General features: G+C 42.4%; 22 protein-coding genes and 1 tRNA gene. 13 read left to right on the top strand and 10 right to left on the bottom strand.

All coding sequences use genetic code 11. The features are described from left to right. Positions 1 to 16 precede the first annotated feature (16 nt). Together LAQ65_RS06265 and kdsA are read right to left on the bottom strand one after the other, a co-directional pair. Positions 17 to 4774: a translocation/assembly module TamB domain-containing protein gene (locus LAQ65_RS06265; RefSeq protein ID WP_224116089.1), complete on the bottom strand. Its 4758-nt coding sequence runs from the start codon at positions 4772 to 4774 to the stop codon at positions 17 to 19. A 174-nt stretch (positions 4775 to 4948) separates the two neighbouring features. After that, positions 4949 to 5770: a 3-deoxy-8-phosphooctulonate synthase gene (gene kdsA / locus LAQ65_RS06260; protein WP_224116088.1), complete on the bottom strand. Its 822-nt coding sequence runs from the start codon at positions 5768 to 5770 to the stop codon at positions 4949 to 4951. A 127-nt stretch (positions 5771 to 5897) separates the two neighbouring features. Here kdsA and LAQ65_RS06255 point away from each other — a divergent pair, with 127 nt between their 5' ends. Both LAQ65_RS06255 and LAQ65_RS06250 read left to right on the top strand, forming a co-directional pair. After that, the gene (locus LAQ65_RS06255; protein WP_224116087.1) at positions 5898 to 6845 is read left to right on the top strand and encodes an NAD-dependent epimerase/dehydratase family protein; all 948 of its coding nucleotides are present in this window, start codon (positions 5898 to 5900) and stop codon (positions 6843 to 6845) included. A gap of 59 nt (positions 6846 to 6904) precedes the next feature. Continuing rightward, complete coding sequence (locus LAQ65_RS06250; protein ID WP_224116086.1) at positions 6905 to 8134, top strand: peroxiredoxin family protein; 1230 nt, start codon at positions 6905 to 6907, stop codon at positions 8132 to 8134. Here LAQ65_RS06250 and LAQ65_RS06245 read toward each other — a convergent pair. The 6 genes from LAQ65_RS06245 to LAQ65_RS06220 all read right to left on the bottom strand — a co-directional run bounded on the left by LAQ65_RS06245 (position 8128) and on the right by LAQ65_RS06220 (position 12502). Further along, positions 8128 to 8541 (bottom strand): RrF2 family transcriptional regulator, encoded by a 414-nt coding sequence (locus LAQ65_RS06245; RefSeq protein WP_224116085.1) that lies wholly within the window; start codon positions 8539 to 8541, stop codon positions 8128 to 8130. The genes LAQ65_RS06250 and LAQ65_RS06245 overlap by 7 nt on opposite strands. 11 nt (positions 8542 to 8552) lie before the next feature. Beyond that, positions 8553 to 9269, bottom strand: coding sequence for a 4-hydroxy-tetrahydrodipicolinate reductase (dapB, locus tag LAQ65_RS06240; protein ID WP_224116084.1), 717 nt, complete (start codon positions 9267 to 9269; stop codon positions 8553 to 8555). Between the two features lie 66 nt (positions 9270 to 9335). Further along, a complete protein-coding gene (locus LAQ65_RS06235) occupies positions 9336 to 9995 on the bottom strand; it encodes a DUF5683 domain-containing protein (protein WP_224116083.1) in 660 nt (219 codons plus the stop codon). 4 nt (positions 9996 to 9999) lie between these two features. Next, positions 10000 to 10917, bottom strand: coding sequence for a ParB/RepB/Spo0J family partition protein (locus LAQ65_RS06230; RefSeq protein ID WP_224116082.1), 918 nt, complete (start codon positions 10915 to 10917; stop codon positions 10000 to 10002). Between the two features lie 41 nt (positions 10918 to 10958). Further along, entirely contained in the window at positions 10959 to 11783 is an 825-nt protein-coding gene (locus tag LAQ65_RS06225) for a ParA family protein (protein ID WP_224116081.1), read from the bottom strand. Positions 11784 to 11821: 38 nt separating this feature from the next. Then, complete coding sequence (locus LAQ65_RS06220) at positions 11822 to 12502, bottom strand: metal-dependent hydrolase (protein WP_224116080.1); 681 nt, start codon at positions 12500 to 12502, stop codon at positions 11822 to 11824. 124 nt (positions 12503 to 12626) lie between these two features. Between LAQ65_RS06220 and LAQ65_RS06215 the strand changes: the two genes are divergently transcribed. The 6 genes from LAQ65_RS06215 (at position 12627) to LAQ65_RS06190 (ending at position 16960) form a co-directional block, all read left to right on the top strand. Further along, positions 12627 to 13127: an NADPH-dependent FMN reductase gene (locus LAQ65_RS06215; RefSeq protein ID WP_224116079.1), complete on the top strand. Its 501-nt coding sequence runs from the start codon at positions 12627 to 12629 to the stop codon at positions 13125 to 13127. Between the two features lie 12 nt (positions 13128 to 13139). Next, positions 13140 to 14387, top strand: a complete 1248-nt coding sequence (locus tag LAQ65_RS06210; protein WP_224116078.1) for a metallophosphoesterase — start codon at positions 13140 to 13142, stop codon at positions 14385 to 14387. A gap of 63 nt (positions 14388 to 14450) precedes the next feature. After that, entirely contained in the window at positions 14451 to 15044 is a 594-nt protein-coding gene (locus LAQ65_RS06205) for a porin family protein (protein ID WP_224116077.1), read from the top strand. Between the two features lie 38 nt (positions 15045 to 15082). Beyond that, entirely contained in the window at positions 15083 to 15895 is an 813-nt protein-coding gene (locus LAQ65_RS06200; protein WP_224116076.1) for a 2,3,4,5-tetrahydropyridine-2,6-dicarboxylate N-succinyltransferase, read from the top strand. Next, complete coding sequence (locus LAQ65_RS06195) at positions 15895 to 16803, top strand: DMT family transporter (RefSeq protein WP_224116075.1); 909 nt, start codon at positions 15895 to 15897, stop codon at positions 16801 to 16803. The genes LAQ65_RS06200 and LAQ65_RS06195 overlap by 1 nt, the downstream gene beginning before the upstream one ends. Before the next feature lie 75 nt (positions 16804 to 16878). Then, positions 16879 to 16960: transfer RNA gene (locus LAQ65_RS06190), tRNA-Leu, on the top strand. 318 nt (positions 16961 to 17278) lie between these two features. On the opposite strand, the gene LAQ65_RS06185 is transcribed toward LAQ65_RS06190, so the two are convergent. Together LAQ65_RS06185 and rpiA are read right to left on the bottom strand one after the other, a co-directional pair. Continuing rightward, complete coding sequence (locus LAQ65_RS06185; protein ID WP_224116074.1) at positions 17279 to 17581, bottom strand: hypothetical protein; 303 nt, start codon at positions 17579 to 17581, stop codon at positions 17279 to 17281. Between the two features lie 129 nt (positions 17582 to 17710). After that, the gene (gene rpiA, locus LAQ65_RS06180; protein ID WP_224116073.1) at positions 17711 to 18403 is read right to left on the bottom strand and encodes a ribose-5-phosphate isomerase RpiA; all 693 of its coding nucleotides are present in this window, start codon (positions 18401 to 18403) and stop codon (positions 17711 to 17713) included. A gap of 324 nt (positions 18404 to 18727) precedes the next feature. Here rpiA and LAQ65_RS06175 point away from each other — a divergent pair, with 324 nt between their 5' ends. The 5 genes from LAQ65_RS06175 to LAQ65_RS06155 are packed head-to-tail and all read left to right on the top strand — an operon-like array spanning position 18728 to position 26427. After that, positions 18728 to 21049: a PSD1 and planctomycete cytochrome C domain-containing protein gene (locus tag LAQ65_RS06175; RefSeq protein WP_224116072.1), complete on the top strand. Its 2322-nt coding sequence runs from the start codon at positions 18728 to 18730 to the stop codon at positions 21047 to 21049. A gap of 2 nt (positions 21050 to 21051) precedes the next feature. Beyond that, positions 21052 to 22503, top strand: coding sequence for a DUF1501 domain-containing protein (locus LAQ65_RS06170; RefSeq protein ID WP_224116071.1), 1452 nt, complete (start codon positions 21052 to 21054; stop codon positions 22501 to 22503). A gap of 9 nt (positions 22504 to 22512) precedes the next feature. Beyond that, positions 22513 to 23538 carry an NHL repeat-containing protein gene (locus LAQ65_RS06165; RefSeq protein WP_224116070.1) on the top strand — a complete coding sequence of 342 codons (1026 nt, stop codon included), beginning with the start codon at positions 22513 to 22515 and terminating at the stop codon, positions 23536 to 23538. Further along, positions 23538 to 25682, top strand: a complete 2145-nt coding sequence (locus LAQ65_RS06160) for a chitobiase/beta-hexosaminidase C-terminal domain-containing protein (RefSeq protein WP_224116069.1) — start codon at positions 23538 to 23540, stop codon at positions 25680 to 25682. Before LAQ65_RS06165 ends, LAQ65_RS06160 begins: the two co-directional genes overlap by 1 nt. A 10-nt stretch (positions 25683 to 25692) precedes the next feature. Continuing rightward, the gene (locus LAQ65_RS06155; protein ID WP_224116068.1) at positions 25693 to 26427 is read left to right on the top strand and encodes a 3-keto-disaccharide hydrolase; all 735 of its coding nucleotides are present in this window, start codon (positions 25693 to 25695) and stop codon (positions 26425 to 26427) included. The last annotated feature ends 54 nt before the right edge of the window (positions 26428 to 26481 follow it).

The raw sequence follows: 26481 nt of genomic DNA, 5'->3' as shown, positions 1-26481 counted from the left end.
ATGCCACAGTTTTTTTTTACTGCTCGATACTTGCATTTCCCGGAATATCAATGATAGCCGGTTTCTTTTTTTTCTTCTTCCGGAATAAATCGGCAAACCTGTCAAATTCACGGCGATAAGAAAAACTGACACCGGAGCGTTGCAGGGCAGATTGGGCGATATAACTCCAGTTGTTACGGTAAAAGAAATTTATCCTGAATTTACCATCCGGAGTCAGTTTGTATTCAGCATTAACATCAGGAAGGAACTGGAAAGTAGTAGCCTGCTGTGCGCTGATTCCAAAATCAATAGCACTGCCAACTACAAAGGTTAGCCGTTCATTCATGTAGCTTTTTGCAACACTAAGGTTTACATTTGTGCGATCGGGTAAAGTGATCTGTGAATTACTTTGCCCGGTAATATTTGTGCCGCTATATAATGAAGCACTGAAGTTTATTTTCAGGCTTTTATCATTAAATACATTCTGCAATAACTTGGAAAATTCATTAGTTAATACACTGGATAAAAATCCGGATATACTATTTACCACCAGGCTTTCAAACGCAGCATTGGCAAATGCACCGGAGTTACTGGTGGTGCTTCCGGCTGCGGTGAGCGGACCGAAAGTATTAAACAGGATTAGATAAGAAACCTGTTTATTTAATTCGTTCTCATCCCTTTGGATGACAGAAATGAGAGCCTGTGCTTCTGAATTGTTTTTCAATGCACTATTATCGGGAAGTTCAATCTGGAATTTAATTTTCGGGGCTGTTAACCTGTCGGTAATACTTGCAATTACATTAACCTTTCCCCTGTAGCGTTTTACGTCCTCGCTGGTTACACTAAAACCACCACTGCTGAGCAGGTCACTGAACCGGACATTATCTGCTTCATACAGCGCATCGATTTTCAACTGTGCCTCATAAGGATCTCCATTCCAGGAAATTGAATTGCCCCGGTCAGGCAACAGTTTGAAGGTTTTCTTCCATGCCTGGAAATTAAAATTGTAATATCCGCTTTCAATTTCGTACCGGCCATTCATGCTAAGGTCTTCATTGGTACCTACCCGCATTTTAAGGTTGCCATTGCCCCTGGCCTGTATAATATCGCCGGTAGTTTCATCAATGATCATGTATACTGTTGCCTTATTATTGGCAGTAATATCCATCGACACCACCAAATTGCTGCTTTGGCCATAAGGCCTGTAGGCTTCCATTTCTTTTCCATACTGTTTCCACACAATGAAATCGGCTTCAGCACTTTCCCGACCGGATTCAGTGGCGATGTAAATTTTACTGCTGTCGGTTGGTTCACCGCTGATGTCCATATTCATTTCATACGTTGGCCCGCTAAAACTCATATTAGCTTTGCCAATCACATTACCATAAAATAACTTATTATCGACTTTTGTAGTATTTAACAAGAGCAATTTATTGGTACGTACTTTAAAGTCAAAAGCCATATCCTTGAAATTGTTGTGGTACAATTTCCCTTCGGTTAATTCGCCTTTATTCCCGATGGTATCTTCAATTTGAAATTTTCCAAAGTCAATTAGCCCGTCTGTAAACTTCACCTGGGCCGCAGGTATTTTGTAATATACTTTCGTATAATCTACCAATAGTCCGCCATCATTCAAACTTACATCTCCAATGTATTTTAGGTTATTAGCTTTGCCCTTTATTCTAAGATTACCTGTGGCCTTACCTTCCAGTTTACTGAAAATGCCGGTAAGGTATTGTTGTAAAAGATTGATCCTGGTTTGGTTGAAATTTGTATTGATATCTATTTCATCCGACAGGCTGTCTTTTGTATTCACAATTCCCGCGATATCAAAATTATAGCCTTCATTAACTGAGATGGTTTTGAATGCAACTTTTCCGGATTTGACGCCATAAGTTGTCGCAAGGTCAATGCTGCCGATGGAATCATTGTCTAGCCTGAATTGTTCTGCCCTGGCTATGGCTTCAACCTGCAGGTTTCCAAAAGGTTCAATTATTTCTACAGAGCCGGATAATAATCCTTCCAGCCTGTTACTTTTTACAAAGAATGGGGAGAAGTCGCCGATATTTATTTTTTGTAAATCAATTTTCAGGTCGTTCCCTTTGCCTATTGAAGAAGGCGTGGAAGTGATTAATATTTCCTGGTCACCGCTATATAGGCGAATGCCATCTGAAGTTACCAGTTCACGACTAAGGATAAGTTCCCCACCTTTGTCTATGCTCCATTGATTTTCATTGATGTCGAAACTTGAGGGGTGGAACATGACCCTGACACCATTTTTAAGTGTTTGTACTTCGCCAGATATATTGGCCTTCTTTAGGGTCTGGTTTGCACTTGTTTGTATATTAACAAGCGATATATCATTACTTGATTTTACTGAGAGCTGCGTTCCTGGAAAATGAAGGCTGTCATTTACAAAAATATCCCCAATACTTGTGGATACATCCAATGAATCGTAGGTACCCCTGGCTTTTAGCTTTGCATTGTAGAAGCCAAGTTTTTTATAACCGAATTGCGGTATATCAGCATCAAATCCAAAAATATTTTCACGGGTGTTTACCTGCCCGTTTATGGTAGAGTAGTTGAATCCCTTTAGATTTTTATCCAGTAAATCAAGATAATCATCAACTTTCCTGGTGGTGACAAAAAAGCTGAAATTATTGCTGACTTTCTTTTTTGATGCGGCAATATAACTTGGGTAATAGCGGTTGAGAAAGGTCTGGAAGGCGTCGGGTAATGAACTGATATTAAATTCACCTGCTAATATGCCTTCAAATTCATTGCTTTTTACGGTTATGGTTTTATTGCCATTGCTTTGAAGGGATGATTCAACATATAAGGAATCAAAGGAAATCCTTTGCCCGTTTTTAAATACAGAAGCATCTGAAACCCGGGCTTCTCCAATAAAGTTATCGATGGTGCTGCCTACAAAATTCACATTAAACGTGCCGTTAAAGTCGACCTCGTCTTTGGTGAAGTTTAAATTGCGCAAATTAGCATTATTGATCAGCGCATTAAAATCGAACCTGGGAACTTTACCCGACAGGTCTACAAGGCCTTTTAATGTAGCTTCAAGGTGTTCATCGTTTATGGCAAGGTTTCCGTTGAACAAGCGGTTGGCCAGTTTACCATCCACTGAAATATCTGAATACTTGTATCCATTGTATTCAATAAAGGCAAGGTTCCCGTTTAAGGATGCGTCAAGACTACCCAACGTAAAGCCTTTTCCAAGGATATCACCAGCAAAGGCCAAACTTCCAATTTGGGGTGTATTTGTAAAACTGCCCAATTTAAATCCTTCGGTTCGTATGGTGCCCTTGTAAGCCGGAGCTCCCTTAGCGGGTATTTTCATATTCACATCAGTCCTGATTACACCCAGTGCTGTTTCAATGGTACCATAAGTAACAAAATTCCTGAAGTAACCTGTAAAGTTCCCCTTGAAGTTCATGTATTCCAACCGGTCAATCCGAAGGTCCTTAATCTGGTTTATTTCCGGAACTATTTTCTGTAAATCGGCATATGTGGTGTGGAAATCATTGGCGGTAAAATCAAGAAAGGTTTTGTCAAGGTCAGGCAATCCCTTCATGGTAAATTCCCCACTAAGTTTTGTATTATTACCAGCATGCACCACCAGGTTTTGGCCGCTCATGTCTTCAACCGTACCCTTCACTTTACCGGTAACCACTAAGCGCTTATTCCAGTCTTTTAATTCTGGTGCAAAGAATGCGATATCATCACTATGAATTACAGCATCTGTAAAATTACCTTCCATCCGTACTTTTTCAATGAACTCGCTCATATTATCGAAAGTGTCGTAACGCATTGCGAAATAATTCTGCAGATGGCTTTTATTGGTGCGGATATTCAGTTGCCTGAATTCCATCGCTTCTGGGTGAAAGCGGATATTGGCCTTGAGTTGTTTTACTTCGAATCCGCTTCTTTCGCGGGTTGTGAGCTGTGCAGCACCACTGATTGTATCGTTTACCAGTTTTACACCGGTGAATTTGCCATTGATGCGTGTAAACTGAAAATGTGCGCCATCAAAATAATAGTAAGGCTTCCTGTCAGTTTGAACGTCATTCCTGAACGCGCCGTTTTCGATTGACAGGTTATTGATCGCCAGGAACCATTTCCCTGAATTCCAGCGGAGGTGATCAGGGTTATTTGCAGGGATTGTATCGTTAGGGTTTGGGCTTAAGGGAGGCCTGAATCCAGGATAATTATAAATAGAGAAAACAGGTTCCTTAATGGTTAGGTCTTTTAGCCGGATGCTTTTATTTGCCAGGTTAAATTCATCCGTCTCCAGGTGAAGCAGGGCTAATGAAAGTCCCAGGTTTTCACCTCGCCATTCATCATGCTGCATGACCCTGATATTCTTAATATCCACTGTTTTAAGGGTCAGCGAAATGGGGTTATCTTTTTTCGTAGTTGTGGGGGAGGAGAAAAAGTCGATAAGGAACTGGTAATTCCACATCGAATCACGCCGGTGCAGGTAAACGAGGGTATTTTCCAGTCCGATATGTTTCAGTTCAATTTTATCTTTCAGGAAGAACCAGTCGGTAATATTTACCTGTAAGGCTCCCGCATACAGCAAGGTGTCTTTATTATGGTCGCGGACCAGGGTTCCTTTAAGTTCCAGGGTATTGAAAAACTTCAAATCGACATGTGAAATTTTTACCTCGGTATTTAGTGCTTTCGACAACCTTGATGCGGCCTGCTGAACCAGGAAATTCTGTACAAATGAAGTTTGTAATAGCAGGTAACAAAAAACCACCAGCAAGAGCAGGATGTCCAAAATGTCAGTAATTATGACGTGTGTTTTTTTCAGGACCCGGGTTATTTAGGGATAAAAATAATTATTCGAACCTTTGTCTCCCTGATTATTCTATGAACTAACGAAAATAATAGGCCGGAATGGTATATGCGACCCGGGAATTGGGCTATTTAACATTTTTAATGAGTGAATCACCTATAAAAGAGCCTTTCGGAGCTTAACCAGGTCAATTAACAGGTTTTCCAGGAGATCAAGGTGCAGCATATTTGCCCCATCGCTTTTTGCCACAGCCGGATTAGGATGTGTTTCTATAAAAAGTCCATCTGCTCCTGCGGCAAGTGCAGCTTTTGCGATGGTACCAATGAGTTGAGGGTTTCCCCCTGTTATACCACTGGTTTGGTTGGGTTGTTGCAGGCTATGGGTTACATCCATTACCACTGGTACTCCGTGTTCTTTCATCCAGGGAATATTACGAAAATCAACGACCAGGTCCTGGTACCCAAAAGTAGTACCCCGTTCAGTTAATATAATTTTGTTATTACCTGCCTGGCGTATTTTTTCTACAGCAAATTTCATGGCCGGGCCACTCAAAAACTGTCCTTTTTTAACATTGATTACTTTCCCGGTTTCCGCTGCTGCAACCAGCAAATCGGTTTGCCTGCATAAAAATGCCGGGATCTGTAGAATATCGGCATAAGCTGCAGCCGGTGCAGCCTCATCATGCGCATGGATATCTGTGGTAGTAGGTAAATGAAAAGTATCTCCTGTTTTTTTCAAAAGACTCAGTCCAAGGTTATCTCCCAAGCCTGTAAATGAACTGGCACTTGTCCTGTTTGCCTTACGGTAGGACGACTTAAAAATATAGGGGATACCCATGTTTTTGCAGATTCCGCTAACTTTTTCCGCAACTTCCATCAGCAATGCTTCACTTTCGATAACACAGGGGCCTGCAATAAGGAAAAAATTCTTTTCGTCATATGTCTGGCCCTTAAACAGGTCTTTTAAGAATGGTTCCATCCTGCGAAGGTAGGAAGAAATGGCAAGTGGTTACCGGAGCGGGGGAAAGCAACATATTAAAACGATTCCCAAACCAGTACCAATAACCAGCATTCTTTTTTAGGTTTGCAACTTCAAGTAATAGTAAATGACAAAAGAAAAAATCCTGGTAATTGGTGCCTGCGGACAAATTGGCGTAGAGTTGACCCTCGCGTTAAGGAAAATTTACGGCAACAACAGCGTAGTGGCCTCAGACCTGCGCGAAGAAAATGAATTGCTGAAAGGAACCGGCCCTTATGTCTCTATTGATGCATTGAATAAGGAAATGCTTCATGTTCAGGTTATCCGCCAAAACATTACCCAGGTATATCTTCTGGCGGCCATTTTATCTGCCACCGGCGAAAAAAATCCTAACCTGGCCTGGCACCTGAATATGCAAAGCCTGCTGAATGTGCTGGATATTGCCCGGGAAGAACAACTGCACAAAGTGTACTGGCCGTCTTCCATAGCAGTATTCGGACCAACTTCACCAAAATTTAACTGCCCGCAGTATACCATCATTGAGCCCACTACTGTATATGGCATTTCCAAATATGCCGGGGAATTCTGGTGCAATTATTATTATCAACGCTTTAGGGTAGATGTTCGCAGCCTGCGGTATCCGGGATTGATCAGCTATAAATCGGCCCCAGGCGGTGGAACCACCGATTATGCCGTGGAAATTTTTCATGAAGCCCTGGAATCAAAAAAATATACCAGCTTCCTTAAAGAGGATACTTACTTGCCCATGATGTATATGCCAGATGCAATCCGTGCAACTATTGAACTGATGGAAGCACCCGCGGAAAAAATTTCAGTACGTACTTCTTATAATTTATCGGGAATGAGCTTTTCGCCAAAAGAAATAGGGGATGCAATCAGAAAGCATATACCGGAATTCAGCATGAGTTATAAGCCCGACTATCGTCAAGCAATAGCTGATAGCTGGCCGCAAAGCATTGATGATAGTGTTGCCAGGAGTGATTGGGGCTGGCAGCATGAATTTGACCTGCCCAAAATGACCGCTGATATGTTGGAAAACCTTCAAAATCAGTAGAATGGTTGTTGCTGCAACTAATATAAAAACGGGATATATTGCCTACTAATTCATTAACTATGAAAGCTGTTTTTTGGTTTGTATTCATTGCATTGCTGAATTCCACATGTGTTTTTGGTCAAACGCTTAAAGCCGGACTTTGGCGGGGCGCTTTAATTCGTCAGGACGGGCACCAGGTTGTGTTCAACTTTGACCTGAGGTACGAAAAAAAGCAGCCTGTCATCTATATTATCAACGCAGAAGAACGTTTGGAAGTCAGGCAGGTCAGTATCCAAAAGGATTCAGTTTTTATTGAAATGCCTTTTTTTGAATCGTCATTTGCCTGCCAATTGCAAAGTGATGGCTCACTTAGTGGTAAGTGGATAAAAAAGACCAGTGGTAAAAATGTGGTATGGCCCTTTATGGCTGTACCTGGCAACAGTCCCCGTTTTCCGGCGCCCAATCCTCCGACGCAGCAGCTTAACGGCAGATGGGCAGTAACATTTGTTGATACTTCAGGGGTTTCAAAACCAGCATTAGCAGAGTTTCAGCAAAAAGGCAACCGGCTATCCGGCAGCATAATGCGTCCGGATGGCGATTACCGTTACCTTGATGGTGTGGTAAATGGGGATAGCCTTTACCTTTCAACTTTTGACGGTAGCCATGCCTACTTGTTTACTGCAAAAATTACTGATGCCAATACTATTTCAGGAGGCATGTTTTACGCCGGCGCAAGGAATAGGGAACAATTCAGTGCAGTTAAAAATGAAAAAGCAGAATTATCTATGGCTTCGGTTGCAATGTCACTGAAGCCTGGTGAAGAAAGTCTAGATTTCCGTTTTCCCGATCTCAATGGACAAATGGTTGGCATTGGAGATGAACGGTTCCGGAATAAAGTAGTAGTTATTCAACTAATGGGCAGCTGGTGTCCGAATTGTATGGATGAAACCAGATTTCTTAGTGAATATTATAAAAATAACAAACAGCGTGGTGTTGAAATGATTGCCCTGGCCTACGAATACAGTACAAATACCGAACGTTCTGTAAACAGCCTGCGGAAATTTGAACAGAAATTTTCAGTAGATTACCCTATACTGATAACTGGCGTTACCAGTTCTGATTCCCTTAAGACAGAGAAGACACTGCCACAATTAACGCCCATCAAATCATTTCCCAGTACCATTTTTGTGGGAAAAGACGGGAAAGTGAAAAAAGTACATGGCGGTTTTTTTGGGCCGGCTACCGGAATAGAATATACGAAGTATAAACAGGAATTTGAAGAAACTGTCAAATCGCTGCTGCTTCAGTAATTATAGGCCAGGTCTGCAACAGTTTTGTTTTCCAGGATTTTAAGGCTGGCGTCACGTACTTCCTTCATCAAATGGTTTAGTCCGCATGTTTTTTCATCGCAGTCGTCGCATTTCTTATAGAAATTCAGGCTTGCACAAGGAACCAGCGCAATTGGGCCATCCAGTAATCGGATAATAGCAGCCACTTTAATTTTTGAAGGGTGTTTGGCGAAAAAATAGCCACCTCCTTTTCCCTTTTTACTTTCCAGGAAACCAGCTTTACGAAGGTCGAGCAGTATGCTTTCCAGGAATTTGAGGGGGATGTTCTTCTTTTTTGAAATATCAGAAATCAATACAGGCCCTTCATTTTCCAGCTGTGCAAGGTAAGACAGGGCCTTTAATCCGTATTGTGTTTTCTTGGAGATCATACAAGTGTAATTTACAAAGCTAAAACATCTTTCATACTGTAGATACCTTTTTTGCCGGCCAGGAATTCAGCTGCCATCACTGCCCCGGTTGCAAATCCGGTTCTATTGTGGGCTGTATGGATGATTTCAATATCATCTATTGTTGAACTGTATCGAACACTATGAGTACCCGGAGCCGGATCAATCCTTTTGCTGATGATTGGAAGCTCTTCGGGGTGATCACTGGCATGATTAACCCATTTTTTTTTCATGTGATTTGCATGCATAATCTGTTCTGCCAGTGTAACCGCTGTGCCACTTGGTGCATCTTTCTTTTGTGTATGGTGAATTTCTTCAAGACTTATGGCATAGTCGGAATGATTTGCCATTAAAGCCGCCAGCTTTTTGTTTAACTCAAAGAAGATATTTACGCCAACAGAAAAATTACTTGCGTATAAAAATGCACCATGCCTTTGGAGGCAGAATTCTTCTATGGCTTCATATTTGTCGAGCCAGCCTGTTGACCCGCAAACTACCGGTGTGTTGAATTCCAGCAATTTCATGACATTATTGAAAGCGCTGTGCGGACTGGTAAACTCAATAGCCACATCGGCTTTGCTGAGTTCTTCCCGGGTAAAGAGATGCGCGGTATCAATATCTATTTTCAGGACTATGCTATGGCCTCTTTCCAATGCAATTTTTTCAATTGCCCGGCCCATTTTGCCATAACCAATTAGTGCAATTTTCATTTTGCAAAGAAAAGGGAAAAAGCTGAAGGATAGAAGTGATAATACCTGATTTCGTGCTGGACCAAACTATCTGATTCCCGTAATCAGCCTGCCTTTTGCTTTGTGAATATCAAATACCAGTGACAAGCCGGCGCCGTTGCCATATCCAGGCCCGCTAGTGGTTGGCAGCATTGGCTTTATTTTCATGCTAAGGTTCGGGCTTACATCAAAATCATGAAGGTGTGCGTCAACAGTGGCATCTATAACATTAAGGCCCCAGAATAAAAGAAAAACCAATACTGAATAGTCGATATTCCGCCTGAACTCCTTTCTGTAATTATCCAGGGAGGTTACTTCATCGGGTACAAAAGGTTTCAGGTAATCAGCTACATTATCATAGTTAGCCGTGTCCTTACCAACAGAAACCTTATAGGCATAATCTACTTCATTATAGGTTTTGACATTGTCCAGGAAAATATAACCGGTAATTCCAAGAGCGGCATAAACAACTGGTATTTTCCAGTATTTTTTATTGTAAGCCTGTCCCCAGCCCGGGATCAGGGCAGAGCGGATAGTAGCCCTGCGGGGATCAAATTTCTTTGCGCTGTCAGCAGCGGCCTTTGGCTGAGGGGTTGTGGATGTTACTTTCGTTCGCTGATTTTTCCCGGTGGTATCCGACTGGGCATAGCTCGTAAAACCTGCAAGCAGGCAACTTATAAAAGCTATAACCAATCCGATTTTTTTCATGTATTTAATTCACCGTAACACCCATTGCTTCAAGGATCTTGTTCAGTTCCTGGATGGAATAATATTCCAGGGTGATACTGCCATGCCCTTTTTTATTGTGGTTCAGTTTCACCCGGGTGCTGAAATGAGACGCTAAATTATCTTCTATTTTTTTGTAAGCAGGCGCAAGTGCAGGTTTTGCAGCATTTTTAACAGCTGGCACATTTTCTTTGTAGATTTTGCGCACTAGTTCTTCTGTTTGGCGTACAGATAAACCTTTAGTTTTTATTTCATTGAAAATGTAAAGTTGTTTGTCAACCAGGTCTACATTGATTAAAGCCCTTGCATGTCCCATACTTATGCTTCCGTTGCGAACGGCAATCTGGATATCTGGTGGAAGTTTCAATAGCCGTATATAATTGGCTACAGTACTTCTTTCCTTACCCATGCGCTCTGCAACCTGCTCCTGTGTATAGTTTAATTCATCCATCATGCGCTTATAGCTGAGACTTACTTCAATGGCATTCAGGTCTTCGCGCTGAAGGTTTTCCAGGAGTGCCAGTTCAAGTAATTGCTGGTCATTTGCCTGCCGGATATAAGCAGGAAGGTCTTTCAGTCCGGCTATCTTTGAAGCCCTGTATCTTCTTTCTCCTGAAATCAACCTGTATTTTCCAGATGGCAATTTCGAAACCGTAATAGGCTGGATGATATCATGAATTTTTATTGACGCGGCCAATTCATTCAGCGCCTGTTCATCAAAATCGTGCCTGGGCTGCTTTGGGTTGGTTTCTATCTGTTCAATGGAAATCCTTATCATACTGGTTGCAGCTTCTACTACCTGCGGCTTTAACTGGCCCGAAGTATTTTTAAGGTCAGCGTCTATATTTTGTAACAGAGAACGGATTCCTTTGCCTAATGCGTCTTTTTTATTGGGGGGAGTCATTTTTTGAATAGTGAATAGTGAATAGTGAATGGTGAATGGGGTTAATCTTCTCCGGATTCTTCTTCCAATTCGATAATCCTGTCTTCCTGGCTGATTTTTGTCATATTGTTTTTCTGGAGCACTTCTTTTGCCAGGTTAAGGTAGTTTATCGATCCTTTGCTATATGCATCGTAAAGAATTACCGGCTTGCCTACTGATGGCGCTTCACTTATACGGGTATTCCGGTGAACTATAGTGTCAAAAACGAGTTCATCAAAATGCCGGCGAACTTCGCTTACTACCTGGTTGCATAACCGAAGCCGGCCATCATACATAGTCATCAGGATGCCTTCAATCTGGAGTTCCTGGTTCAGGCGGTTTTGGACAATCTTTATAGTGTTTAGTAATTTGCCGAGACCTTCAAGGGCAAAAAATTCAGTTTGAACCGGAACAATCACAGAATTAGCCGCCGTTAGCGCATTTACTGTAATCAGGCCCAGGGAAGGGGAGCAGTCGATCACAATAAAATCATAATCATTTAACACAGGTTGCAATATACCCTTTAGGACATTTTCGCGGTTAGGGTAATTGATCATTTCGATTTCTGCACCCACCAGGTCAATATGGGATGGCACCAAATCAAGGTGTGGGATATCTGTTTTCAGGATTACATCACGAATGGGTGTGCCGTTCACCATGCAATCATAAAGGCTTTGGGTAATATTGTGCAGGTCGAATCCTACACCTGTAGTACTGTTTGCCTGCGGATCTGCATCCACAAGTAACGTGCGGTATTCAAGCACGGCAAAACTGGCTGCCAGGTTGATGGCAGTGGTGGTTTTGCCTACTCCACCTTTTTGATTTGCTACGCCTATAATTCTTGCCATAATAAGATCCTCGTTCTAATTGGTTTTCAGGGTTGTGGTTATATGCTAACAGTCTGGCCAATTGGCAACAGGGTCAACTTTTTACCCGCATCAGCAAAAGTCTGAACCGCGGACTTATGATCAATTTTTATATATCCGAATGTATCGTAATGAACGCCAATAACCTGGCGGCACTGCACCATTTCGGCGCAGGCAAGAGCATCTGCAGCATCCATGGTAAAGTTGTCTCCAATTGGCAATACCGCAAAATTAAGTTTTGCCCAGCGGGGAATCAACTGCATATCCAGGGTCAGGGCTGTATCTCCGCTATAGTAAAAATTTCCTTTATCTGTAAAAATGATAAAGCCGAGTGGATTTCCCCCGTAACTTCCATCCGGAAGTGAGCTGGAATGTTGTGCTGTAACACATTTTATGCGAAAATCGCCAAAATCCCATGACCCGCCGGTATTCATGGGATGGGTATTGGTAACCCCATTTTTGTTAAGCCATTCATGTATTTCAAAATTCGCGGCAACTTTCGCGCCTGTCCGTTGCGCAATGACGATGCAGTCGGCAATGTGGTCCCAGTGTCCATGAGAAACCAGGATATAATCAGCCGGAATCTTATTGATATCTATAGCGGAAGCTAATTCATTGTGACTGATAAATGGATCAAACAGAATATGTTTGCCATTAACCGCCACCGAAAAACAGGAATGTCCGTAATAAGTAAATTGCATGGGCGAACTCAACTTTTTTAAGTTAAGGAAGGCAAAAATAACGTTTCACAGTAAAAAACGTGGAACAAACCGGCACATCTGTTGTTTAACCTAGACAAATTTTTACGGCAATCAAAAAAAAGCCATGTATACGATCATTTCAGGAACCAATAGAACTGGCAGTAATACCTTGAAAATTGCGGCACAATACAAAACCCTGCTTGAAGGAAAGGGGATTTTAACCAGGCTGGTTTCACTCGAAAACCTCGAAGTAAGCACTCGCAGTGCCGGTATCCGGGCGCTGGAAGACGAAACACTGGTTCCCAGCGAAAAATTTATTTTTATTTCCCCTGAGTATAATGGGAGCATTCCGGGCGTTTTGAAGTCATTATTTGATAATAGTGATATTGAAAAGGCCTGGTGGGGGAAAAAAGCACTCCTTACCGGCGTGTCTACTGGCAGGGCGGGCAACCTTCGCGGAATGGAGCACCTTACCGGTATTCTTAATTATATGAAAATTGTTGTACATCCCAACAAATTGCCAATTTCGGTTGTGAATGTACTCTTGAACCTGGATGGCAGTATAAAGGATGAACCTACGCTTAAAGCCATCGACCAGCAATTGAACGAGTTTATAGCTTTTTAAAAATTATTAATTATGCGCAATTCCGGATTTATATGGATTATCCTGGTCATTTTGCTGGTGCTGGACATTTATGTATACCAGGCTTTAAAAGTTGTAGCTCAAACCAATGGACAAAGATCCCGCTTTATCATTTTTGCTGCATATTGGTTTATTTCAGGCCTGGCAGTGTTGTTTTTAATGACCATGCCCTACCTTAAACCAGAAAGCTGGCCAAAAGGATTGCGCACTTATGTGTTCGCTATCGTTGTTGGTTTGTTTTTTGCCAAGTTACTTGCGGTTACCTTTTTGATTCTGGACGATGTACGAAGGGGTATGATGTGGACGGTGGGAAAATTATACAGTAATCCGTCCGTAAAAGTTTCACAATCATCAGATGGAATCACCCGTTCAGCATTTCTTAGCTGGATGGGTCTTGCAGTGGGTGGTAGCCTTTTTGGCACCCTGCTTTATGGTTTTACCAACAAGTATAACTATACAGTACGGAAATTGAAACTTGCCTATCCCAATTTGCCGTCTGCATTTAAAGGGTTTAAAATTTTACATATCAGCGATATTCATTCCGGATCATTTACAGATTCACTCGCTGTTCAAAAAGGCATACACAAAATCATGCACCAGGGTGCCGATATTATTCTTTTTACCGGAGACCTGGTGAATGACCGTGCTACGGAAATGGATGAATTTAAACACATGTTTGCAAAGCTGGAAGCGCCGATGGGAATATATTCCACTTTGGGTAATCACGATTATGGTGATTATGTACAATGGGATTCAGATGAAATGAAAAAAGCCAACCTGGATCAGTTAAAGAAGGTGCATGCAGATATGGGTTGGCGCTTACTGATGAATGAACATGTTGTGCTGCAGAAAGAGGGACATGAAATTGCTTTATTGGGCATAGAAAACTGGAGTGCCAAGGGTAATTTCCCGAAGTATGGTAAGATGTCTGAAGCTTATGCCGGAACAGAAAAATTCCCGTTTAAAATTTTGTTGAGTCATGATCCGAGCCATTGGGAAGGCGAGGTTTTGCAAAAGTACCAGGATGTTGACCTGGTGTTGAGTGGTCACACACACGGCATGCAGTTTGGGGTGGAAATACCCGGATTCAAATGGAGCCCTGTTCAGTATATGTACAAGCAATGGGCAGGTTTATATGAAGCCGGCAAACAAAGATTATATGTTAACAGGGGATTTGGGTTTTTAGGTTACCCAGGCAGGGTAGGCATTATGCCTGAAATTACTTTGATTGAATTAGTTTGATTTTAACAGCAGGGATTAAACCTTACTGAATAAGATGGTCTAATTTTCAATAAAATACCCATTATGAAATTCAAACTATTTTTTGTGCTTGCTGCACTGATGGCTGGTCCTGTTCTTCATGCCCAGGGCTTACACTTTGGGATTAAAGGTGGTGCTAATATTACCAAGGTAGATGGAGAGGCAATGTCTAATGAGTTTAATTTCGGTTATCACCTGGGCGGCTTTGCGGAAGTTGGTTTCGGGAAAAAGTGGTTTATAGAGCCAGAGCTGTTGTGGTCGCAGCTACAAACACAAACGGGAAATGATTTTGAGGATATCATAACGGGTGCTGTAAATGGCGCAAAGAACCAATCCATAAAACTGAATTACTTAACTATTCCCATTACCTTGAATTACCGCTTACTGGACTGGCTGTCTTTGCAGGCAGGGCCGCAGTTTGGCGCATTACTTGATGACAGTCAAAACCTCCTGGAAAATGGCAAGGCTGCTTTCAGCTCAGGGGATTTGTGCTTGCTGGGTGGGGCCCAGATCAATTTCTCTTCTTTCCGAATAACCGGCCGTTATTTCACCAGCCTCAAAGATGTGAATTCAAGTGATGTAAATGCAGCCTGGCGGAATAAAGGATTTCAGATAAGCGTTGGGATAAAGATTCTATAATTTTCTTTTTCCCCTATGTTTGCAAAAATTTGCAAGCAATGACCTTACAAGACCAGATTAATGCAGCCTGGGCTAACCGGGATCTCCTAAAAGAAACAACCTATAGTGATGCCGTTAGGGCAGTAATTGAAGAAGTGGATAAAGGTAAACTTCGTGTAGCCTCGCCAACTGAACAAGGCTGGGTGGTGAATGAATGGGTAAAGCAGGCGATCCTGATGTATTTTGGTATTCAGCAAATGAAAACCTGGGACCTTCCGCCATTTGAGTTTTATGATAAAATGGATTTGAAAAAGAATTATGCGGCACTGGGGGTGCGGGCGGTTCCACATGCGGTTGCCCGTTATGGTGCCTTCATCGCCAGGAATGTGGTGCTTATGCCCAGTTATGTAAATATTGGTGCCTATGTTGATGAAGGTACTATGGTAGATACCTGGGCTACAGTAGGAAGTTGTGCCCAGATAGGTAAAGGTGTTCACTTAAGTGGTGGTGTAGGTATAGGTGGCGTGCTTGAACCTTTACAGGCAGCTCCGGTTATAATTGAAGACGGTTGCTTTATAGGGTCCCGTTGTATTGTAGTAGAAGGGGTTAAAGTGGAAAAGGAAGCAGTTTTGGGGGCAAATGTGGTGCTGACCCAAAGTACAAAGATTATTGATGTAAGTGGCGCTGTGCCTATTGAATACAAAGGGCATGTACCGGCAAGAAGTGTAGTAATTCCTGGCACATATGCAAAGAAATTTCCTGCTGGTGAATTCAACGTGAGCTGTGCTTTAATTATAGGGCAACGTAAACCAAGTACCGACTTGAAAACCAGTTTGAATGATGCGTTACGTGATTTTAACGTAAGCGTATAATGCCAGATTCAAGCAAATGGGTTGGCGTTTTCATTACATTTCTCGGCGCAATATTGTTTTCTACCAAAGCCATTTTGGTGAAACTGGCCTTTAGGGACGTGCATATTGATGTAGTGAGTTTACTGGCTTTGCGGATGTTTTGCTCATTGCCATTTTTTTTGCTTGCAGCATGGTGGTCTTCCGGCGCTGAAAAAGTTTCACTGAATTTCAGGGAATGGCTTACTGTAGCTACTTTGGGACTGATGGGTTATTATGTAAGCAGTTGGTTTGATTTTATGGGGTTACAATTCATTTCAGCCGGGCTTGAACGGTTAATCCTTTTTCTGTATCCCAGTTTTACCGCCCTGATCAATTATTTTTTATTTAAGCAGGCACTGGGAAAGCGCCAGAGATGGGCTTTATTGTTAACCTACATTGGATTGGCAGTAGCTTATTATAGTGAGATAAATCTGGATGCCGCCAAACCAGATTTTCTTTTGGGAAGTTTCCTGATATTCTGTTGTTCCATTACTTATGCCATTTACATGGCGGGAACTGGACGGATGGTTCCAAAAGTTGGCGCAACAAGGTTTACAGCTTATGCCATGTTATCTGCAACAATGGGTATTTTTATTCACTTTGCATTCAGGCATACTTTGCAGGATATTCATTTGTCGGGCGGAATGTGGCAATATGGAATTCTGCTTGCGATCATTTCAACAGTATTGCCCTCCTTCCTGATTAGTGCTGGCATGAAAAGAATTGGATCAAATAATGCGGCCATCGTTTCGGGTATCGGACCGGTTTCAACAATAATACAGGCCAATATTTTCCTGGGCGAAAAAATGCATGCCGGACAAATTATCGGAACGATGCTGGTAGTTGCAGGCGTATTGCTGATCGGATGGAAATCTTCACCCGCCGGGTAAAAAAAAGAACATTGGTGCTTGGCAGGAATTGTAGTTATTGTATATTTGCACCCCGTTAAGCAATTAACTGGAATTGCCCAGGTGGCGAAATTGGTAGACGCACCGTCTTCAGGTGGCGGCGCCGCGAGGTGTGCTGGTTCGAATCCAGTCCTGGGCACAGAGCCCTCCGAACGAAAGTTTGGAGGGCTTTTTTATTTGTGCAAATGCAAAATTTTCCCAGGCCAGGTAATAAACAGAGCCCATATGTATTAAACGCTTTGCCTTAAATTCAGGCAATTTTTGATGAAACAATTCATTCTGTTTGCTGGTGCCATTTGTTTGGCGGCTGTTCCAACAGCCTATTTTCGGCTACCAAAAATATTCGGGGATAATATGGTACAGCACACACTGCATCACTGCTCCGTTCCGATAACTGGCCAGGTATTACCATAAAAAAAGTATCGCGAACACAGGCCTTAGTTTTATGCAATAACCTTTAGTTTATGGCAAGAATACTATTCCAACCACTACATCCATCTGGTTCGCGGAGTGGGTTCTCAATATCTTCCATCCACATCTTTTCGTCAATAAAAAATTTGTATTTGTATACGCCGTTAGGCAACATGGGAATTCTTATTGTCCAGACACCTTTCTTTGTCGGATGTAATTGAAGAACGTCCTGCGCCCAGTGATTAAAGGTTCCAGCAAGAGATACTTTTTTTGCAGAAGAAATTTCCAGGTGAAATTCGATGGTATGTTTTCTTTTGTCGACAAATGGTGAGTCATGGATTATTTTCATGTGACCTCCTTTTGTTTGGATGTATAAAATATTGAACTTTAACTTTCATAAGTTACGCCAATTTTAGCTCATTTGGCACCCCGATTGTTATAGTTTTGTAAAGAAAAACGGGTTCAGATAATTTAACAGCTAAAAGGGCCGGAAGATCTTTCTGATTTCCCCTGAAGGATAACCAATCAGGGCTTCATCGGCCATATCCAGGAATAATCCATGGTCTACCAATCCGGGGATATTATTCAGGAATGCATTCGCCTCAAATAAATTCGGGATGACTTTAAAGGCGCAATCAAGGATATAATTACCATGGTCTGTCAGGAAGGGTTTTTGGTCTTTTTCCCGAAGCCTGGTAGTGATTGCATATTTTTTTTCGATATATCGCTGCACCATTTTGTATCCAAATGGCAGCACTTCTACGGGCAACGCAAATTGTCCCAGTTTTTGCACCAGTTTAGTAGAATCGGCTATGGTAATTCGCTTTTTCCCGGCGAATGCGACAATTTTTTCCTGTAAAAGTGCCCCCCCGCCGCCCTTAATCAATTGGAGCTGGTGGTCTATTTCATCTGCGCCATCAACGACAAGGTCCAGTCCGGCCACTTCATTGAGAGTTATTACGGGGATATTATTTTCCAGTAAAATAAGTTTTGTTTGAACAGAAGTAGGCACAGCCCGGCATTTTAATCCATCACTAACCCTTTTACCCAGCGAGTGGATAAACCAATAGGCAGTAGTTCCTGTTCCAGCTCCAATGGTCATACCATCTTCAACCAGTGTTGCCGCTTTTTGGCCCACTGCCTGCTTTATTTGTTCTGGTGTTAATATCATTAGCATTCTGTAGGTCCTAAAATCAAGTAGATCAATAGAAAAACACTGTTTTGCCCAAACAACCGCTTTCTCATTTATAGCCCCGTAGTCTGTAATGAGGGTACTGAGCCAATACTTCAGCAGTTTCGTTTTACGGATTAAAATTCCGGTTTTTTTAAATATGATCGGGAGGTTTGGATAATAATAAATAACTAATTAATAATAATTAACCAGCATGGCTGTAACTGATCTATTAATTTCAAGCCGCTTAAGGTTCACGATTATTCCCTTCTAAAAAAGCCGGGAATAGAGTATATTTAGTATTGATTTTCAGTTTGCTTTGCTATGACCAAAAAACACCTGATTTTAGTCTCGTTCCTGATGTGCCTGGTCATTTTTTTTGTGGCCTGTGTAAATCACCACAATAGTGGTACTGAAAAGCTACCTTCTACAGTTAGCTATAATTTTCACATCAGGCCAATTTTCTCAGATAAATGTTTTAAATGCCATGGACCCGATCAGAATAAGCGGGAAGCTGGCTTAAGGCTGGATGACCCGAAGTTTGCCTTCGCTGCTTTACAGGAAACGAAAGGTGCATTTGCGATTGTTAAAGGAAAGCCTGAAGAATCGGAATTGTTCAAACGCATTACTTCAGATGATACTTCTTACAGGATGCCAACGCCTGATTCCCACCTTGGTGCTTTAACGTCCTATGAAGTTGCGCTTATTAAAAAGTGGATTGAGGAAGGGGCTGTATATGAACCACATTGGTCATTTGTTGCTCCTGTAAAGTCACCATTGCCTGAAATTCCTGAAAAAAGCCGGGCCAGGAATGAAATAGATTATTTTATTGGGGAAAAGCTGGCTGAAAAAGGTCTATCCCCCAATCCGGAAGCTGATAAGGAAAGGCTGTTGAAAAGGTTGTCATTAGACCTTACCGGGTTACCGCCAACTGAAGAAAGGATGAACAGGTTCCTTGCGGATAAATCAGAAAACGCCTATGAAAAAATGGTAGAGGAGTTGATGAACCTGCCCCAGTATGGCGAGAAAATGGCCATTCACTGGCTAGATGTAGGCCGTTATGCAGATAGTTACGGTTACCAGGATGATAATATAAGGACACAATGGGCATGGCGTGATTGGGTAATTCACGCATTTAATAATAATATGCCGTATAATGATTTTATCGGCTGGCAAATTGCCGGTGACCTCCTTCCCGGTGCAACGAAAGAACAGGTACTGGCTACCGCATTTTTCCGCAATCATAAATACACTGAAGAGGGTGGTGTAATTCCTGAAGAATACCGTATTCAGTACAATCTTGATAAAACAAGAACATATAGCAAGGGGATACTTGGTTTAACTGCAGAATGCGCCCAGTGCCATGACCATAAATATGATCCCATTTCGCAGAAGTCCTATTATGAGTTGTTCGCCTTTTTTAATAATTCAAAGGAAGCCGGTTATGAAGGCGATGTTTCCATATCCAAACCTGCTAAAACACCAATTTTAACGATTACCCCAAGCGATATTAAGAACCTGATGCCCTTTATCAACAGCAAGGATACAGGGGCAATGACAGTCTCGGTTTTGGGTGATCGTGATACAGTGCGGCCAACATATATTTTGAACCGTGGTGTTTATGACCAGCCTACAACATTAGTTCAGGCTACTGCCATTGAATCAGTGTTGCCATATGATACCTTGAAATACCCCAGGAACAGGCTCGGATTGGCAAAATGGACTGTAGATGAAAAGAATCCATTAACTGCCCGGGTTTTCGTGAACCAGATGTGGCAGGAAATATTTGGTAAAGGACTGGTAAAAACATCCGGTGATTTTGGCATGCAGGGCGACCTCCCATCGCACCCAAAATTGCTCGACTGGCTGGCAGTGGATTTCATGGAGAATGGATGGGATATTAAAAAGCTGATGAAGAAAATCGTTACTTCCGCAACTTACCGGCAGTCTGCAAAGATAAGTCCGGAAGCCCAGCAAAATGATCCTGAAAACATTTACCTGTCACATGCACCTAGGGTTAGGCTCAAAGCAGAACTGGTACGTGACCTGGTTTTGTCATCCAGCGGATTACTGGTACCTATTATTGGTGGTCCAAGTGTCAAGCCATACCAGCCAAAGGGTTTGTGGGAAAGTGCTACATCTGGCCGGGGTGTTTTGGCGACTTACCAGCAAGACAAAGGCGATGCTTTATACAGGAGGGGGATGTACACCTTCATCAAGCTAACCGTACCGCCTCCTTCCATGATGCTTTTTGATGCCAGTAACCGCGACCAGTGCGAAGTGAAAAGGCTGCAGACCAATACGCCCCTGCAAGCCCTGGCTATGATGAATGATCCTTATGTGCTTGAGGCATCTAGGGTGTTCGCGCAAAAATTACTTGAAGCTAATCCAGATGGTCATGCGAATATTCAAACCGCATTCCGGAGGATTCTTTGCCGGATGCCAACTGAAAAGGAAAAAGGGCTTTTGCAACAATATTTTGATGACCAGTTGAAATCGTTCCAGTCAAAACAGCTTGATGCGCAGAAGACCCTACAGGCAGGTGAATACCCGCAAAATAATAAACTGGATAAAAATGAATTGGCCGCGCTGATGAAACTCATCAACCTGGTATATAACATGGAAGAAACCATCGTAAAAACATGAGCATGGAAAAACAATTTTTGCAACATCACCTGCACATGAACCGGCGGCGTTTCCTTACGAAACTAGGTATTGGTATAGGTAGTGCAGCCCTGGGTTCACTGCTTATTCCGGACCTTTTCAGTAGTGGTAACCGGGAAGAAGCCTTGCTCCAACATCTGCCGCATTTTGCACCGAAGGCCAAGCGCATTATTTACCTTTTCCAAAATGGTGCTCCATCCCAATTGGAATTGTTTGACTATAAGCCAATGTTGCGCGAGAAATTTGGGCAGGACCTGCCTGCATCCATTCGCATGGGGCAACGCTTAACCGGGATGACTGCCGACCAGAAAAAATTTCCGCTGGCAGGTTCATTATTCAACTTTTCCCAATATGGGCAATCCAGGGCCTGGATCAGTGAATTATTACCGCACACTTCAGGGGTTGTTGATGATCTCTGTATCATTAAAAGCATGTATACGGAGGCGATCAACCATGATCCGGCACTTACTTTTTTCCAGACCGGTGCCCAGGTTGGCAACAGGCCAAGTATGGGATCCTGGCTGAGTTATGGACTTGGTAGTGAGAATCAGAACCTGCCTGCTTTTTGTGTTTTGCTATCAAAAGGAAAGGGAAACGGCCAGGGTGTTTATTCAAAATTGTGGACTAACGGATTTCTTGATTCCATCCACCAGGGCGTGCAGTTCAGCAGCGGGGAAAACCCGGTTTTGTACCTGAATAATCCTGAGTCTATTGACAAAGCTGATCGCAGGAAAATGCTTGACCAGCTGGAAGGCTTAAACGAAGAGAATTATAAAGATTTCGGCGATCCGGAAATTCATACCAAGATTCAGCAATATGAAATGGCGTATCGGATGCAAACAGCAGTGCCGGAAGTGACAGATCTCAGCAAAGAACCCGAATCAATCATTAAATTATATGGTGCGGATTGCCTAACGCCCGGTACTTTTGCAGCGAATTGCCTGCTGGCACGCAAACTTTCGGAGAACGGAGTTCGTTTTGTGCAACTATATCACCAGGGCTGGGATAGTCATGGTGACCTCCCTAACCAGATTAAGGGTCAATGCATAGATACTGACCAGGCATCAGCCGCCTTAATTACCGACCTGAAACAAAGGGGGATGCTTGATGAAACACTGGTTATATGGGGTGGTGAGTTTGGCAGGACCAATTATTGCCAGGGAACGCTGACCAAAGAAAATTATGGCCGTGATCACCATCCACGTTGCTTCACAATCTGGATGGCTGGTGGTGGGGTTAAGCCTGGCGTTTATGGAGAAACAGACGATTTCGGGTATAATATCATTAAAGACCCGGTTCATGTGCATGATTTTCATGCAACTGTTCTTCACCTGATGGGCTTGAATCATGAAGAGCTGACATTTAAACACCTGGGCCGCAGGTACAGGCTGACCGATGTGGCAGGAACAGTAGTAAAAGATATCATCAAAGCATAACCGAAAAAAATGGATAGAAGAAAATTTGTGCGGAATAGTTCCCTTGCCATGGCTGGCCTGATGGTCGGACCGATGGCTTTTGATAATGGGGAAATTATTGGTCACCAGAAAAAAAGATATAAAGTCGATACACAATGGAGTAGGGCCGATGTATCCAAAAATCCTGTCAATGATTGCCATGAGATGGTGCAGGATAGCAAGGGTAGGATTATTTTGCTGACCAACGAGACCAAAAACAACGTGCTGATATATAATAAAAAAGGCAAGTTACTGAGCTGGTGGGGAACAACTTACCCCGGAGCACACGGCCTCACCCTATTTAATGAAAATGGTACTGAAGTATTATTTATCTGTGATAACAGCCGGCACCAGGTTATTAAAACAACTTTGGATGGCCGTGAACTGATGGTGCTGGATTATCCGAAAGAAACAGGGCAATATACAAAGGCTGAGGAGTATGTTCCCACTGAAACAGCCATTGCACCCAACGGAGATATTTATGTAGCAGATGGTTATGGAAAGGATTTTATCATTTGGTATGATGCCAAGGGAAACTATAAAGGATATTTTGGGGGAAGGGGTACGGCGGCTTCAAATTTGTTGAATGCGCATGGCATCGCAGTAGATGCGCGTAATCCCGCTAATCCACACCTGATTGTTACTTCCCGCCAGGAAAATGCTTTTAAGAAATTTGACTTTAATGGTAATTTCCTGGGCACAGTGGCCATGCCCGGTGCCTGGGTTTGCAGACCTGTTATTAAAGGTGAAAACCTATTTGCTGCTGTTTTGCAAACCAATGACCGCCAGGGACAGGGATCAGGTTTTGTGACGATCCTTGATAAGGATAACAAAGTTATTTCAAACCCTGGTGGCAATGAACCTGTATATGAAAATGGTGTTTTGCAGACTATGGGCCAGGCCACAAAAAGTTTTGTATACCCACATGATGTTTGTGTTGATGATGAAGAAAATCTTTACATAGCTCAGTGGAATTCAGGAAAGGTTTATCCGTACAAATTATCTCCCGTTGTGTAATGCGATCCTGGAAAACATTTTTTATCAACGGCATATTTGCCGGTAACTGCCTGCTTGTTTTTCTTTTAGTGGCAGAAGAATTTGTAGTGATTCCGCATTGGCTGCAGGTTGCAGGCAGGATGCATCCGCTGATTCTTCATTTTCCCCTCGTATTGATCATTTTGTCAGTGCTTTGGGAGGGATTTTTCATGCGGCAATTACAGCAACCTTCTGGTGAAAAAATTGGTGATGCGCTGATGATTTCAACGGCAGGTTTTACAATGATTACCGCGGTTATGGGTATGATATTGTCGCGTGAACCCGGATATGAGCAGGATAGTATAAGCTGGCATAAATGGGGAGGAATAATCCTTTCAATTGGCTGTATGGCCTGGTATAGTTTCCGGGGTGCAATCAGGGCAAATAATGGTTTTTTAGTGAGTTCCGGTATTGTTACCCTTTTAACACTTGTAATAACTGGGCATGAAGGAGCCAGTATTACACATGGTGACAATTTCCTTCTTGCCCCGGTTACGAAAGACAAAGTAAAACTCAAGGTTAATATTGAGGAGGCAAAAGTATATGCTGATATTATTCACCCTATACTAGAATCCAAATGTTTAGGTTGCCATAATTCAAAAAAGGCAAAAGGGGAACTTGTCATGGAAACGGCAGCCGGTTTGTACAAAGGGGGAAAGAATGGCATATTATGGGATTCTGCTGCTAATGAATTTGGTTTGTTGCTCCAGCGCCTTCACCTTCCTCTGGATGATAAAAAACACATGCCGCCCAAAGGCAAAATGCAATTGACCCCTGAAGAGGCTACCCTTCTGGCACTCTGGATAAAGAAGGGGGCAGATACAGCCAATCGTTACCTGGCTTTGGATCCTTCTGACAGTATCAGGATTTTGGCAGCGCAATATTTTACTACGGGTACCGAAGAAGAATATACCTTCCCTGCTGCCCCGGAAAAAACAATTCAGTCTTTGAATAACCATTACAGGCTGGTAGCTCAAATTGCTGCTGAGTCACCAGCCTTGCAGGTTAGCTTTTTCGGGGCATCCCAGTATAAAAGCAGTGACCTGAACGAACTTCTTGCAGTAAAGCAACAGGTGGTGTCTATGCATCTTAATAAAATTCCAGTTACAGATAAAGACCTGGAAATAATCGGGCAATTTCCTGAGTTGCGTGAACTGAACCTTTCTTTCACCGATATAACTGATACGGGTTTGAATTCATTACTGACTTTGAAATCATTAAATCATTTGTCACTTTCAGGTACTCATATTACTGCAGCCGGATTGAAAAAATTGCAGGCGCTTAAAAAGCTTAAAAAGTTATATTGCTGGAGTACTACAGTGCCAGAAACGGAAATCGCAGGCCTCCGGAAAATTATGCCTGAAACTGATATTGAATATGGTTATTCCGGTGATACAGTAAGGATTCGATTAAATCCGCCAATAATTGAAAATGAAGAAATGATACTTACCGGGGCTACTGCACTTCGCCTAAAGCATTTTGTAAATGGCGTGGACATTCGATATACCCTCGATGGGCAGGAACCCGATAGTATTAATTCACCCAAATACGATGGAAAGACAGAAATCAATTCAGCGGTTACCTTAAGGACAAAAGCATTTAAAAATGGCTGGCTCAGCAGTGAAACAATCTCCCGGTCATTTTTCAAAGTTGGGTTGGCACCAGATTCAGTTTATTTGAAATATGATCCTGACCCTGCTTATAAAGGCAAAGGCGCACGGACTTTATTTGATGCAATAAAAGGGGATAATAATTTCCGGAATGGATTATGGCTGGGTTTTAAGGATAAACCTATGGACCTGGTTATCCAATTTAATGAACCTAAGCAAGTTAGTTCGGTAAACATTAGTGGCCTGGTTGATATTGGGAGTTATCTCATGCCTCCTGCTGAAATACAGGTATGGGGAGGTGTGCAGGGGAGTCCGCTTCGTTTACTAAGTACAATTAAGCCAAAACAACCGGTAAAAGATACAGCCGGGTACCAGATTTCCTATCCAAGTGTATTCAAACCAGCAACTGTTACACAAATGCGATTAGTTGTGCGGTCAGTTAATCCACTTCCAAAATGGCATAATGGCAAAGGAGAAAAGGGTTGGTTTTTTGCTGATGAAGTGTTTATTCAATAATTTATTAAGCATGAAACGATATCCGATTTTTTTGCTCCTGTTGGTTATAATTGCAAGCCCGGCATTAGCTCAAGACAATAAATTGACAAAACGGCAAAAAGCTGATGGTTGGATACTTTTATTTGATGGCAAAACTACTAAAGGCTGGAAAGGCGCTTTCCTGAATAGTTTTCCTGAAAAAGGTTGGCAGGTGGCTGATGGACAGTTTATAGTTGAACCCTCAGAGGGAAAAGAATCTGTAAATGGGGGTGATATTGTTACAAATGATCTGTACAGCGATTTTGAATTAATGGTTGATTTTAAGTTAACTGAAGGGGCGAATAGCGGTATAAAATATTTTGTAGATCCTGCTCAGCCGGTACCAGCAAACCCGCGTTCAGCATTGGGACTTGAATTCCAGGTTTTGGACGATGACAATCATCCGGACGCGAAACTGGGTATTGCAGGAAACAGGACCCTCGGCTCTTTATATGACCTGATTGCGGCGCCTGCCAATAAACCAGTTCATCCTGTTGGCCAATGGAACACTGCGAGGATAATTTCCAAAGGAAGCCATGTAGAACATTGGTTAAATGGCGTGAAATTGTTTTCCTACGAACGAGGTAGCGATACATTCAGGCAATTGGTTGCCAATAGCAAATACAAAGATTTCACCGGATTCGGGTTGGTAAAGGAAGGCCGGATACTTTTGCAGGACCATGGTAACCGTGTATACTTTAAAAATATATACCTGCGAAAATTATAAGTCTAAAGATTTAATGAAAGTATCTGAAAAAAAACCGGGAACATTTCTGTACCC

Origin of the sequence: Flavihumibacter profundi, from assembly GCF_020076305.1 — a bacterium.
Classification (GTDB): Bacteria; Bacteroidota; Bacteroidia; order Chitinophagales; family Chitinophagaceae; genus Flavihumibacter; species Flavihumibacter profundi.
Note: the sequence above shows the minus strand (reverse complement) of the source record. Positions and strands in the feature narration are given on the sequence as shown.

Bases quoted from the DNA above. Each gene is read 5' to 3' on its own strand.
- kdsA (WP_224116088.1), bottom strand. From the start codon at position 5,770: ATGGAACCATTCTTAAAAGACCTGTTTAAGGGCCAGACATATGACGAA.
- LAQ65_RS06255 (WP_224116087.1), top strand. From the start codon at position 5,898: ATGACAAAAGAAAAAATCCTGGTAATTGGTGCCTGCGGACAAATTGGC.
- LAQ65_RS06250 (WP_224116086.1), top strand. From the start codon at position 6,905: ATGAAAGCTGTTTTTTGGTTTGTATTCATTGCATTGCTGAATTCCACA.
- LAQ65_RS06245 (WP_224116085.1), bottom strand. From the start codon at position 8,541: ATGATCTCCAAGAAAACACAATACGGATTAAAGGCCCTGTCTTACCTT.
- dapB (WP_224116084.1), bottom strand. From the start codon at position 9,269: ATGAAAATTGCACTAATTGGTTATGGCAAAATGGGCCGGGCAATTGAA.
- LAQ65_RS06235 (WP_224116083.1), bottom strand. From the start codon at position 9,995: ATGAAAAAAATCGGATTGGTTATAGCTTTTATAAGTTGCCTGCTTGCA.
- LAQ65_RS06230 (WP_224116082.1), bottom strand. From the start codon at position 10,917: ATGACTCCCCCCAATAAAAAAGACGCATTAGGCAAAGGAATCCGTTCT.
- LAQ65_RS06225 (WP_224116081.1), bottom strand. From the start codon at position 11,783: ATGGCAAGAATTATAGGCGTAGCAAATCAAAAAGGTGGAGTAGGCAAA.
- LAQ65_RS06220 (WP_224116080.1), bottom strand. From the start codon at position 12,502: ATGCAATTTACTTATTACGGACATTCCTGTTTTTCGGTGGCGGTTAAT.
- LAQ65_RS06215 (WP_224116079.1), top strand. From the start codon at position 12,627: ATGTATACGATCATTTCAGGAACCAATAGAACTGGCAGTAATACCTTG.
- LAQ65_RS06210 (WP_224116078.1), top strand. From the start codon at position 13,140: ATGCGCAATTCCGGATTTATATGGATTATCCTGGTCATTTTGCTGGTG.
- LAQ65_RS06205 (WP_224116077.1), top strand. From the start codon at position 14,451: ATGAAATTCAAACTATTTTTTGTGCTTGCTGCACTGATGGCTGGTCCT.
- LAQ65_RS06200 (WP_224116076.1), top strand. From the start codon at position 15,083: ATGACCTTACAAGACCAGATTAATGCAGCCTGGGCTAACCGGGATCTC.
- LAQ65_RS06195 (WP_224116075.1), top strand. From the start codon at position 15,895: ATGCCAGATTCAAGCAAATGGGTTGGCGTTTTCATTACATTTCTCGGC.
- LAQ65_RS06185 (WP_224116074.1), bottom strand. From the start codon at position 17,581: ATGAAAATAATCCATGACTCACCATTTGTCGACAAAAGAAAACATACC.
- rpiA (WP_224116073.1), bottom strand. From the start codon at position 18,403: ATGATATTAACACCAGAACAAATAAAGCAGGCAGTGGGCCAAAAAGCG.
- LAQ65_RS06175 (WP_224116072.1), top strand. From the start codon at position 18,728: ATGACCAAAAAACACCTGATTTTAGTCTCGTTCCTGATGTGCCTGGTC.
- LAQ65_RS06170 (WP_224116071.1), top strand. From the start codon at position 21,052: ATGGAAAAACAATTTTTGCAACATCACCTGCACATGAACCGGCGGCGT.
- LAQ65_RS06165 (WP_224116070.1), top strand. From the start codon at position 22,513: ATGGATAGAAGAAAATTTGTGCGGAATAGTTCCCTTGCCATGGCTGGC.
- LAQ65_RS06160 (WP_224116069.1), top strand. From the start codon at position 23,538: ATGCGATCCTGGAAAACATTTTTTATCAACGGCATATTTGCCGGTAAC.
- LAQ65_RS06155 (WP_224116068.1), top strand. From the start codon at position 25,693: ATGAAACGATATCCGATTTTTTTGCTCCTGTTGGTTATAATTGCAAGC.